This is a genomic window from Staphylococcus sp. GDY8P57P (assembly GCF_017892585.1).
In the GTDB taxonomy this organism is placed as follows: Bacteria; Bacillota; Bacilli; order Staphylococcales; family Staphylococcaceae; genus Staphylococcus; species Staphylococcus borealis.
The window spans coordinates 1-9,487 of sequence record NZ_JAESLK010000014.1; the positions used below are offsets into that span (position 1 = coordinate 1).

Annotated in this window: 9 protein-coding genes and 3 pseudogenes; 3 read left to right on the forward strand and 9 right to left on the reverse strand. The window is 34.4% G+C overall.

The window, feature by feature from the left end; genetic code table 11:
• Positions 1–699: pseudogene (locus tag KA878_RS04430) on the forward strand (ISL3 family transposase); the annotation flags it as partial.
• A 308-nt stretch (positions 700–1,007) separates the two neighbouring features.
• Here the strand turns inward: KA878_RS04430 and lnu(B) are convergent.
• The 3 genes and pseudogenes from lnu(B) to KA878_RS04450 form a co-directional block, all read right to left on the reverse strand.
• Positions 1,008–1,810, reverse strand: a pseudogene (gene lnu(B) / locus KA878_RS04440) (lincosamide nucleotidyltransferase Lnu(B)).
• Between the two features lie 53 nt (positions 1,811–1,863).
• On the reverse strand, positions 1,864–3,348 hold the full coding sequence (gene lsa(E), locus KA878_RS04445) for an ABC-F type ribosomal protection protein Lsa(E) (RefSeq protein ID WP_002294513.1): 1,485 nt from the start codon (positions 3,346–3,348) through the stop codon (positions 1,864–1,866).
• Positions 3,349–3,790: 442 nt separating this feature from the next.
• Positions 3,791–4,375, reverse strand: a complete 585-nt coding sequence (locus KA878_RS04450; RefSeq protein WP_002294511.1) for a recombinase zinc beta ribbon domain-containing protein — start codon at positions 4,373–4,375, stop codon at positions 3,791–3,793.
• Positions 4,376–4,436: 61 nt separating this feature from the next.
• On the opposite strand from KA878_RS04450, the gene KA878_RS04455 reads away from it, so the two are divergent.
• Positions 4,437–4,895 (forward strand): hypothetical protein, encoded by a 459-nt coding sequence (locus tag KA878_RS04455; protein ID WP_002325145.1) that lies wholly within the window; start codon positions 4,437–4,439, stop codon positions 4,893–4,895.
• Between the two features lie 50 nt (positions 4,896–4,945).
• Here KA878_RS04455 and KA878_RS04460 read toward each other — a convergent pair whose 3' ends face one another.
• From KA878_RS04460 to KA878_RS04485, 6 genes are all read right to left on the reverse strand, one after another.
• Positions 4,946–5,197 carry a hypothetical protein gene (locus KA878_RS04460; protein WP_002294510.1) on the reverse strand — a complete coding sequence of 84 codons (252 nt, stop codon included), beginning with the start codon at positions 5,195–5,197 and terminating at the stop codon, positions 4,946–4,948.
• A gap of 217 nt (positions 5,198–5,414) precedes the next feature.
• Entirely contained in the window at positions 5,415–6,224 is an 810-nt protein-coding gene (locus tag KA878_RS04465) for an ANT(9) family aminoglycoside nucleotidyltransferase Spw (protein WP_002294509.1), read from the reverse strand.
• Between the two features lie 131 nt (positions 6,225–6,355).
• Positions 6,356–6,883 (reverse strand): phosphoribosyltransferase family protein, encoded by a 528-nt coding sequence (locus tag KA878_RS04470; RefSeq protein ID WP_002294507.1) that lies wholly within the window; start codon positions 6,881–6,883, stop codon positions 6,356–6,358.
• Between the two features lie 43 nt (positions 6,884–6,926).
• Positions 6,927–7,790 (reverse strand): aminoglycoside nucleotidyltransferase ANT(6)-Ia, encoded by an 864-nt coding sequence (locus KA878_RS04475; RefSeq protein ID WP_002294505.1) that lies wholly within the window; start codon positions 7,788–7,790, stop codon positions 6,927–6,929.
• A 32-nt stretch (positions 7,791–7,822) separates the two neighbouring features.
• The gene (locus KA878_RS04480; protein ID WP_193839810.1) at positions 7,823–8,557 is read right to left on the reverse strand and encodes a class I SAM-dependent methyltransferase; all 735 of its coding nucleotides are present in this window, start codon (positions 8,555–8,557) and stop codon (positions 7,823–7,825) included.
• Entirely contained in the window at positions 8,538–9,365 is an 828-nt protein-coding gene (locus KA878_RS04485; RefSeq protein WP_312883912.1) for a nucleotidyltransferase domain-containing protein, read from the reverse strand. The genes KA878_RS04480 and KA878_RS04485 overlap by 20 nt, the downstream gene beginning before the upstream one ends.
• 43 nt (positions 9,366–9,408) lie before the next feature.
• Here KA878_RS04485 and KA878_RS04490 point away from each other — a divergent pair.
• Positions 9,409–9,487, forward strand: a pseudogene (locus KA878_RS04490) (IS6 family transposase); the annotation flags it as partial.

A 9,487-nucleotide genomic window follows, 5' to 3' on the forward strand; every position in this document is an offset into this window, starting at 1 on the left:
TAGACTTGATAAACTAATGAATTACTTCAATCGTTCTCCCAAGGAGAAACGAGAACAGGTAAAATTTCTAGTGACAGATATGAATGCGGCTTATTTTCAGTTAACTAAAAAAATCTTTCCTTGTGCAGCTTTAGTCATTGATAGGTTTCATATCGTTAAACACTTAAACCAAGCTTTTAATGACTTTAGAGTCAGGGAAATGAAAGCATTAATAAAGAATCACCAGCGTTCTGAAGCCAATAAGCTAAAAGTAAATTGGAAATACCTATTAAAGAATCAAATGACTGTTTCTAGTTCAGAATATAAAAATTGGAGAAGCTTTCCTTCACCTAAGTTTCCCCCTCTAACAGAATCAATGATGATTGATCGTCTTTTATCATTTTCTACAGACTTAAAAGAAGCCTATGGCGTGTTTCAATTATTAACCTATCACTTTAGAAATAAAGATCCAGACTCATTTTTTGATTTATTAAAGAACTTACCGACTACCTTAGATCCACTATTTAAACAGAAGATTGAAAATCTGATTAATTATGAAGAAGGGATTCGTAATGCTTAACGTATAAGTATTCTAACGGAAAAATAGAAGCTAAAAATACTCATATTAAGATATTAAAAAGAGTATCTTATGGCTTCAAATCTTTTAGTAATATGAAGATAAGAATTTTTATGATAAACGACCTTGTCACAATTGAATAACTAAAAAAAGATGATGAATTTGAGAAAATTCTCAAATTCATCATCTTCAATATTTGTCTCATCAGTCCGATTTGACAAAGAGCCCGTTTTTTTATGTTTTCCTTACTTACTTAAAACAGTCACACATTCAATATGGATTGAGAGGACAGAATGAATGTCATTTGTGTATGTCCGTTCTCGGAAACATATCCACGACACTTTTTGCACTATCGGTAGACGGGAACATATCCATAGGCTTCGCTGTTTTTTGAAAAACTGAGGTATGCTGTTAATTTTCAGTACCCAATACTGTGAATAACGTTACTCTCCTATTCACTAATGTAATTCAACAATCTTTCTAAAATGTCATGTGTAACTTTTAAGTTGTATTGTTCAATAAGGTGACTTTGCAAATCCATAACTAATAGCAAAGAATTTTTATAGGCTTCAAATAATTCTACCTTATCTAATCGAGCAGTGGTCTTTGCAAATTTTTTATAATTTTCAAGGCTAATTTCTTTTTCAAGGTTTTTACTCATGTTTAGCCAATTATCAGCATTTTTTCTGCCATACGTATAAGTTGTAGTGTATTTTTTTGAAGTTGTGATAAGAGTTCTAATGAACGAGCATATTCTCCTCTTTTTAGAACGTTGATTCCCATCAACCATAGATTAGAGAAATTACACAACAAAAAATTAGCATTTTCTTCAGTAAGTCTATTTGGTCTTGCACCACTTATCTCTGATAAATAATTTTCTAATTGCCCTGTTTCATCGTAAATAAGCATAGCCTTCGTATCAGGAATATAACCTGAATCTTTAAACGAGGGGATTATGTTCATATCTTTTTCAGAAAGGAAATGAAATTCCCCACGTATAAGATTATCAAAAATAACTACCTCTGTTCCGTACTCATTTTTATAAAGCATCAAGTACGGAGCTACGTCAAACAACCAGTTGGATGAATCAAAGTTCGAGGTTATACTATCTTTCAAAAATATATAGAACTCTATATCAGAGTATTGGTCACCTTCTCCTTTGGTAAACGATCCATACATCATACAAGCTGTAATTCGTTCATCTGACTCAGTAAGATTCTTAACGTTTGCAATTAATTCTTTTTGTTTTAACATTTCTTCACCCTTTCATGTAAATATCTTTTAGTTATTGTGGCAACTCAAAATCTCTACAAACCTAAATTAATATTTTTCGTACAAATGTTATTGCAAAAAGCATCATCATGCTCCACAAACAATAGTGTAGGACAATATTCCAAAATCATTTTTTCAATTTGGATACGTGAAAAAATATCAATATAGTTCAATGGCTCATCCCATATATACAAATGTGCACTTTCACAAAGGCTTTTAGCAATTAGTACTTTCTTTTTCTGACCAGCACTAAAATCCACCATGTTCTTATCAAACTGCTCTCTATTAAAATCCAGTTTACGAAGAATCGTTTTAAATAGAGTTTCATCGATCTTATTATTATAGGCAAATTCAGATAGATTACCTTTTAAATATGAAGTATCTTGCGAAATATAAGAAATTTTTAGTCCACTTGCTAGCATAAAATTTCCGGTAAATTTAATATCATCTCCATTAATCAATTTTAGGATACTAGACTTACCACTCCCATTTTTTCCGATAATGGCAACTCTATCACCAATATTGACTCTGAAATTAAGATTACTGCATACTTCTTTATCTCCATAAGACAATGATAAATCATTCGCTTCTATTAAGCACTCTTTGTGAAATTCAAGTGGTGAAATTTTTAAGTCATCATATTGTTCAATGTTGTGGAGCAGTTCTGATTTTTGTAAAACGGCTTCCTGATGTCTTGACTCAATATTTTTGGCACGTTTCATCGCTTTTGCAGCCTTATGTCCAACATAACCCTTATCCAGTTTTGAACCAGAATTTGTTGTTCCATATTTACTTTTTTCTACTTTATTTGACCAGTTTGAACTACGTTTTGCTGCATAAGACAACCTTCCTATTTCTTTAAGGAGTTTCTTGTTTTCTGCCAGTTCAAAATTATCTTGTAACGTTTTGTTCTCCCACCAAGAAGTAAAATTTCCCTTTTGGATTTCGATATTCGTTTTATTGATAGATAGTATATGGTCAACACATTGATCAAGTAAGCTTCTATCATGAGATACCAAAATAAACCCCTTCTTGCGTTTCAAATAGTTTTGCACTACATTACGTGCATCGATGTCAAGATGGTTTGTAGGTTCATCAATAAGCAGGAAACAACTCGCTGTAAGGAATAAAGCTGCAAGAAGGACCTTCGTTTGCTCACCATTTGACAATGTATTAAACGGACGATATAAAGCATCTTCTTGAACATCAAGCAATGATATTTCACGAAAAATCTCCCAATCCATACATTCCGTACAAATACTCTTCATTACTTCAATTGTATATAGACTCTTATCTTCCACATCATAAGGAAAATACTCAAACTTAACTGTAGAACTTATATTGCCGGAATACGCATATTTGCCAAGCAGTAAATTTAAGAAAGTAGTTTTACCGCGTCCGTTTCTTCCAATAAAACCGAGTTTCCAATCTGTATCTATCTGAAAACTTACATTTTCAAAAATATTGTCATAACTTCCTTCATATGAAAAAGTTAGATTTGAAACATTTATTAAGGACATATATTTCTTCCTCCTTTACATTATAAAAATTTTATAAGCAAAGTCGGTTTTCGGCATTAATTACTCTATAATGTTATCCAACTCTGCAAGGATTTTGTCATGAATGACATAGTATCATTGTCTATCACGTTTATCTTCCTTTCTTTTACAAATATTAAAAGCCGCAAGAAAGTAAATTCTTACGGCTCAAAAACAAATACTATTATTACCTTTTGTTATACATAACATAAGGTTACTGTAATGTATTATTGAGTGTAGAATACTTAACTTTCTTGCAATTTGCATAACAAAACAAACGGTTCTATAGCCGTTTCTTTAAATATCTTATTATGCATCATATAATTAGCAAGAAAAGTTATACATTCTTCCACCTCCAAGTCGTTTTATTATATCATATTATCTTTAAAAATCCAATATAATTCTTCTGTTCTCTTTCTAAAGATTACCCTTCTACATCAATCTCGACTCCTGATTTGAATTCAACGGCGAACTTATCATGAAATACCGTAACTTTTTCTATAAGCCTCCTTACTAACTGCTCATCATATTCCTCTAACTCACAGGATTGTTCATTAAAGAAATCAGTCATTTCAGCGATTCGTTGCCTTTTTCCTTCACGCTCTGCATTTTCAACAAGTGCATTTTGCTTCAATTCTCGAAGGTGGTAGATTTCATCAGCCACATCTTCATAGTCATTCTTGGATTTTGCTTGGATAAGAAGCTGTTGTTGTAATTCTTCCAATTTGCTATCAATATCATTGGTGGCATTATCATTTTCTTCATTAAGTATAGTAGCTATGTTTTTCTGCAACGCCTGGAGGAAGGGTTCTTTGTTAGCCAAAAGTTCGTTAATAGCCTTGACCACTGCTGTCTGCAATGTTTCCTCGTTTATGGTAGGGGCAGTACATTCAGATCCTTTTTCCTCCAAACGGCTGACGCATCTCCAAACAATAGACTTGTAACCTCGGTTATTCCAGTGTACCCGGCGGTAAATATCACCGCACTGGCGAGCAAACTGCAACTGCAACTATGCAGGCACTTAATCTTAAAAGAACTACTTTCTATAAACTGGTGAAGGAAGTGATTGTATGATGACGATGTGTCCACGATGTTTAGAGCTATACAGTGAAATTTGGTCGAAGCCTTGTTGTAAATGCGCCGATAAGACCATTCCTGTTGATATTGAACTCATCAATGTCGTTCAGATGCTGCTCACTAGAGGCTTCGATGTATCTTATGCCACTTGTTACCCAGATAAAGAACAAGGTGAGATCGAAGCTATGGAAATTGAGATTCACTTTAGGGAATTGTATCCGCAGGCTCTCTTTGATGGTCTCCCACCTGACTGGATTGTAATTGACGAATACCCAGTTCTTGGCGGTAAGGTTCTTGATGAACCTGTTGATATCCTTACATGTGCAATCGAATATCGATTTGAAGAGAGCATCCATATTCAAAAGGATATCGCTATAAGCAATCTGGAAACATGGCTCGAAGAGAAAGACCCGCAATCTTGTAGGGCTATCCTTACATTGGCCGGCTTCTGAAAAAGTAAGACCCTCTCAACAGTAATGATCTGCTGAAAGGGTACTTTACTTTAATCTATGACCTTGAAGTGCCTTAATGCGTCTTTAATAGCTTCTACTTTATATTCTGGTGCTGGTTTATATGGGCGTTTTAGTTCTTCAACTGCGTTTGGTGCGTCGTACATCGGCAGGCCTAAGTTTCTTTTGACCTCTGCAATGTTTGCAGTGTGAACTTTGAAGCCGTACTTTTCTTCGATATACTCCTGAATAAGCCTGTAGGTGATACGATCTGGCTGGATTTTTCGGTCGTCTGCGTACTCCATTTTTACACTGATAAAATCGTCTGCACTTTTGTGGGACAATAAAACACACGTCTCAACGTGGCTCTAGTTGATGGCATTGATGTCTTAAGCTGATTTTTAACCCTTTCGTTCGCGGGAACGTATCAACGGTATTTTGATTATTTTTTAAGAAACTGATATATGGGGGAACATATCGAAGCAATCAATAATGCACATTAACAACTAGTCTTTGTTATATTTAAACTATTCGAAAAGGTAATTGGATATTAAGGGAAGACTCTATAGACTTTTTCATATGATTAACGAGTTCAGCCACCTCAGATTCCATTCCTTCCCACTTGTCAACACACTCTCCTAAATAAGCCTCTCTCGCTTTGTTGAGTAAAGTAGCATGCTCATCGGGTAATTGAGGTATCGCCCATTCAGCTGCCAGATCTTTTGAGCGAATTTCACCAGTAGATGCTGTCAGCCACATTCTGGCTAAAGTTAAAATCACATTGCGTTCGTCACCGTTAATGCTAGCTATCAACCCGGGCAACGATTCTTTAATTGCTTTTCGAATATCTGTCATTGGCACAGGCTCAATTACTTCTGTTGCCTTTGGTCCCAAAAGGTTAATACTATTTTTTCTTAGTTGTGCTAAAAGTATTGCTAAATCCGGATCATAAGTCGACTCAGGAATTTCTCCCTTTTCAAACTGCTCTCTTAGCCACTCGCCATACATAAATTCATATTTGGGGGGGAAATGCCAAGGGACAATATCCTTTTGATTTATGACCGTAACTTCAAGAGGCCTCATATCTTTTATGTTTCCTATTTTCCCAGATATAAGCATTAACCTATTTGTAAGATTCCTTCGAGTTTTTTCAGATAAACTTTGATTTGTTATTACCAAAATATCTACATCGCTATTCATACGTAAACCACCCATTACTGCCGAACCATACAAATACACCCCAATTAACATATTATCAAGTAGTTCCGCTATAGTTTTTAATGCTTGAATTGCTTCTTTCGGAATTTTTTTGTTACTTAAATCTATACTCAACTTCGATCTCCTTTCGTCTGAAAACTGTTTTTTAACGCCTCTTAAAATTTATAAAAAAAGAGTAAACATCTTTCGTTGTATTGTAAATTAACGCCATCCAAAATTTTGATTCAAGATTTTCTTTCGGTTTATTATATGTTTGAGCCAATATAAGCTACAAAACTGCTGTCTATCCATTTTTGAGTAACCTCATTTATATCAATCCCAATAGTAGCCAACCCAATAATGCTGCAATCCAATTTCTCTAACAAAGCTATTAAAGCCTTCATTTGAGAACCTGTCTCTATCCAATCATCTACAATCAAAACTCTTTTGTTCCTCACAATAGAACTCTTAGATATTTCAAAGCTTTTATCTTGACCTGAATAGTCGGTAAAATGTGTCGAAATAATCTCTTCTTTTGCGTATGGCAGCTTATCACCTTTTCTTACTCCAATAAACCCCACTCCAAGTTCTTTGGCTATGGCAGTGCCTAGTATCCATCCAATTGCTTCTGGGGCAGCCACATAATCTACTTTATTTTGAAAATCCAATGATAGTACTTTTACAATTTTATCAAAAACGGTTTTATGTGTAAAAATAGTTAGTAAATCATATTTTCCAATTGAGTTACGAGGTAATATACCTCTAATTTCATTTATAACATCAGTACTTTCCATACATTTACACCCCTTGCTTATGGTTAATAATCTTTGCTAATCTTTAAAAATAGTCATTTTCAACATATTTTTTATACATGTCCTCGGTATATCTTGTTATGTTCTTACCATACTCTGGATAATCAAACCCCAGTAGTTCTGCTACCTCTTTGGACACTTCCCTGAACAATTGGTGGCATATAAATAATGACTTCCAAATATTTTCATAGGAATCCATGCGATATGTAGATAATAATCTATTCCATAGATCTTCATCAATGTATTTGTTAATATACTTATAATTTTTCCCAACACTTAATGAAAATTCTGTCTTTATCCCAACCTTCCACGACATCATCCTAAGTAGTTCAAACCGTAGAATCTGGTTCAGATGATCGATTGCAAACAGTATCTCTTTGCGGCACAATCCTTTAATAACATAAGGTGTTACATTCCAAAATTCATTGCAGCAATCATCATACTCCCTTGCGCTTGGCTTTCTTACATGATAATCTATATCAGTCGGAACTATGTCCCTTTTAATTCTACAATCTTTATCAATTAGAACCTTTATTAATTTATCGCCCTTTAGGTAATTATCTAACTCTTCCAAGGGCAATAAGGTAAGATCAATTTTATTGTAATCATCAAATAGCATAAGATAGGAAAATCCCTTTTCTTCAGGTGGGAATAATTCCATATCCTCCGGCTTTTGCATCATTATTATATTCCCAAATTGATTAAGCCAGTCATCATTAGATATAAACGGTTCTATATCACTTACAAAATATGTAATATCATAATCCTGAAATTCATCTTTAGGTATATTAATATTTGCGCGTGACCCCTCAAGGGTCACAATTCGAATACGTTCATCCTGTTCTGCTAAAGAAAGTACTAAATCCATCATTTCTTTTTCTGATCTCATTTACATACTCCTCGTTTATTTTTTCTATATTATTACATCTTCTTTTTTGCCGATACAATCAGCATCATTGGGCGTCGCATTTCATCCGCCATCCCCGGAATATCCATCATGTTCTCTGGCGGCTGTGGCTCCACAATCTGATTTATTATAAAACTATTTGAAAGCAGTGTATTTAGATATGTGGTCAGTGTTCTATGATATTTTGTAACCTTTTCTTCCAAAAACATAGCTGTCCGTTTGCCCTCATAATAATAATTGTCCACCGGGAAATGCAGTATTTCTCCTTTTTCGTTATAATACCAGTCTTGTGTTCCATGAGCAGTAAAAACAGGATGTTCAACTGTAAAAACTAAATTGCCACCAGCCTTCAGCATCCTATATATCTTTTTTATTAAATTCTCATAGTCTGCTACATAATGAAACGCAAGCGAACTTAGTATTACATCAAAGCTCTCCTCTGGGAAATCCACATCTTCTATGGCACAGCATTCATATTCAATCTGTGGAAAATGGGTTTTTCCTTTTACTACTTCGAGCATTTTATGAGAAATATCAACACCTACTACAGAGGAAGCACCGTTTTCCATCGCATATATACAGTGCCATCCATAGCCGCATCCTAAATCAAGCACACGCTTACCCTTAAAATCAGGTAGCATCTTTTTCAAAGTCTCCCATTCTCCCGCACCAGCCAGTCCTTTCTGCGAGCGACTCATTTGACTGTATTTTTGAAAAAATATATTATCATCATATTTGTTTTCTTTCATCTGAACTCTCCTCGTTTAAAAAGTTATTTATCTCCGATACAATTTCATTCACTTCTTTATAAAGTTTCTCGGTCATATCGTAGCATTCAAAAAGTGAGATACCGAGTACTTCAAAAATATGATTTACCTTCTCGGTATATTTTTCAGGTTTATGTTCAAAAGTTTCAAGCAGTTTTATAGCTTTCTTTTCGTTGATACAATAAGCATTATTACATGCAAATAGTACTTGATTTAAGCATGAAATAATACGAAAAACATGGCCTGCAATATAATATTTATCCTCTACCCCCGCATTTGCTTTTACAAACATTAAAGAGAATTCAGCTTCAAATATAAAAAAGTTCATCAAGCTTTTCTTTAGAGCAGTAGGGTAAATTTCTGCCTGCTTTTTTAATTCGCATAAGCTTTCGTTCTTAGCATATAGTATTTTACTAATCGCTAATTCTCCACGATACATTGCACTTATATAACCATGGGGATGCCCGGTCTGATAATTGGCAGTAACAATTCCTTGCTCCGTATCTTTGATTATTTGTTCTACCCGTTTTATATCACGTAAAATCAAGTCAACATGATACCCATTTATAAATAACCATCCGCCGCCATTAATCCAATCACCCCACGCTCCGGGAGGCACAACAAGGTTGTTTCTATTTTTATCATCCAATTCTGTAGCAATTTGATTAATCGCTGTCAGGTCAAATGAGTCTGAATTGTAATAGATTCCGATATCTATATCAGAATTTTCTGTATGGGTGCCTCTTGCACGTGAGCCCCCTGTTTCACGATTTTGTTGGTTCTGTTGCAAAGTTGAATTTATAGTATAATTTTAACAAAAAGGAGTCTTCTGTATGAACTATTTCAGATATAAACAATTTAACAAGGATGTTATCACTGTAGCCGTTGGCTACTATCTAAGATATGCATTGA